This window comes from Bellilinea sp., assembly GCF_034432615.1.
In the GTDB taxonomy this organism is placed as follows: domain Bacteria; phylum Chloroflexota; class Anaerolineae; order Anaerolineales; family Anaerolineaceae; genus Bellilinea.
In genome coordinates, this window is sequence record NZ_DAOUBL010000127.1 from 1 (window position 1) to 2259 (window position 2259).

The 2259-nt window shown below is 61.9% G+C and carries 2 protein-coding genes; both read right to left on the reverse strand.

The features are described from left to right. Positions 1-177: 177 nt before the first annotated feature. The gene (gene asd, locus VAE48_RS05600) at positions 178-1233 is read right to left on the reverse strand and encodes an aspartate-semialdehyde dehydrogenase (protein ID WP_322792336.1); all 1056 of its coding nucleotides are present in this window, start codon (positions 1231-1233) and stop codon (positions 178-180) included. Then, a partial coding sequence (locus tag VAE48_RS05605; RefSeq protein ID WP_322792337.1) for an aspartate kinase occupies positions 1230-2259 on the reverse strand: 1030 nt, incomplete at its 5' end. The genes asd and VAE48_RS05605, both read right to left, overlap by 4 nt.

Sequence of the window (2259 nt, forward strand, 5' to 3'; positions counted from 1 at the left end):
ATTAAATTTTTTGTTTATGTTGCTTTAGTCGGAGTGACACGGCTGGTTTATGTCACTGCGAGCGAGCGAAGCGAGCGTGGCAATCTCCGGAAAGCCGCCTCCTGCGCCTCCCCCAAAATCGCCCCTGCGATTTTGGGGGAGGTGGGAGGGGGAGAAATTACCCGAAATGACGTTTTCTTATGAAAGATACCCGGCCCGCACCATTAATTCGGCATTGAGCAGTGAGCCGCCGGCCGCGCCGCGAATGGTGTTGTGCGAAAGCACCACCAGGCGCAAATCGAAGAGCGGGTCGGAACGCAGCCTGCCAACCACGGTGGTCATGCCCCTGCCGGTCATGCGGTCAAGGCGCGGTTGGGGACGGTTCTCCTCCTCGCGCACCTGAATCACCGGGCGGGCTGCTGAAGGCAGCTCAGCCACCGGCGGCGGGGCCTGGAAAGCGGCCAGCACGGTGGCAGCCTGTTCAGGTGTGGCGCGCTGCGCCAGTTCCACCGTCAGGCACACTAAATGACCGTCGGTCACTGCAACGCGGTTGGTGTGCGCCGAAATGCCAATCTCGGCAAGGTGCACCTCCTCGCCTTCCAGTTTGCCGAGCATTTTGCGCGGCTCCCATTCCACCTTCTCCTCTTCGCCGCCGATGAAGGGAACAACATTATCGGCAATATCCAGCGAGGCAACGCCGGGGTATCCCGCCCCGGAGAGCGCCTGCATGGAAACGGCAAACACGCGTTTCAAGCCAAAGGCATCCTGCAGCGCTTTGAGGGCGATGGTCATGCCGGTGCTGGTGCAGTTGGGGTTGGTTGCAATCCAGCCGCTCCAACCGCGCCGTTTGCGCTGTACCTCCACAAGGCGGGCATGTTCCGGATTTACCTCCGGAATCAGCAGCGGCACATCCGGCTCGCGCCGAAAGGCGGAGGCATTCGAACAAACGCAAATACCGGCCTGCGCCAGGGCCGGTTCAACCTGACGGGCGGTATCAGCCGGCAGCGCCGAAAACGCCAGGCGGGCGCCGTTGAGCGAAGCGGCTTCACTGGGCAGGACAGGCATCTTTCCTGCCCAGTCGGGCATTGGCTCTGCCAGCAGCCAGCGGCACACCTCCCCGTAGGTTTTACCATGACCGCGCTCCGAGCCGGTCAGTGCCACCACCTCGAACCAGGGATGATGATCCAGCAGCTGCACAAAACGCTGCCCAACGCTGCCGGTAGCCGCCAGCACTGCAACGGGTATTTTATTCATGCCTGCACCTCCTGATGGGGAATGACCTGACGGTGTAAGGTACGCACGGCCGCTTGAGTGTCCTCAGCCCTCAGTACAAAACAAATGGATACTTCCGATGAACCCTGCGCAATGGCAATCACATTGATGCGCTGCTCGCCCAGTGCACTGAAAACCTTGCCGGCCACGCCGGGTGTGCTGCGCATTCCTTCACCCACAACCGTAACAATGACCACCTCGTCGGTTGCCCAAACGCGGTCAATATCCTTGCCCTGAATTTCGCGGTAAAACTCGTCCTGAATGGCGGCAATCACCCGCTCAGCCGCATCCGCCGGCACGGCAATGCAAATGGCCTGCTCGGAGGAAGCCTGCGAGATAAGCGAGATGTTGGTGCCGGTGGAGGCAATCGCCGCAAAGGTACGCGCCGCCACACCCGGTACACCCAGCATGCCGCGCCCCTCCACGGTGACCAGTTTCATACCGCGAATGGCGGTCACCGATTTGACGATGCTGGAATGATTTTCGGGGGGCTTTTCGGCGACCAGGCGTGTGCCGGGGTGAGTCGGGTTAAAGGTGTTCAGCACCCGCAAACCGATGCCGGCCTCGATGACCGGCCGGATGGTTTTGGGGTGCAGCACCTTGGCGCCGGCGTAAGCCAGTTCGGCTACTTCGCGGAAGGTTAATTCTTCGATGGTGTGGGCTTCGGGGACAATGCGCGGATCCGCGCTCATCACCCCATCCACATCCGTCCAAATCCAGACTTCGTCGGCGGGCAGGGCTGCCCCCAACAGGGCAGCGGTGTAATCCGAACCGCCGCGGCCGAGGGTGGTGACCACTCCTTGCCGGGTTGCGCCGATGAAGCCGGTCACCACCGGGACGATGCCGCTTTGCAGGAGAGGCGGCAGCACCGCCCGCACCGCCGCCTGAGTTGCCGCCCAGTCCGGGTAGGCCGATTGGTAGTGATCATCGGTGATGATCAGGCTGGTCGCCTCCACCACCTGAGCCGGGCAGCCCTGTTCTTGCAGGGCAGCGGCTAACAGGCGTACT

What these genes read in the sequence shown, in the direction of transcription:
- asd (WP_322792336.1), bottom strand. Translation starts at nt 1,233, where the DNA reads ATGAATAAAATACCCGTTGCAGTGCTGGCGGCTACCGGCAGCGTTGGG.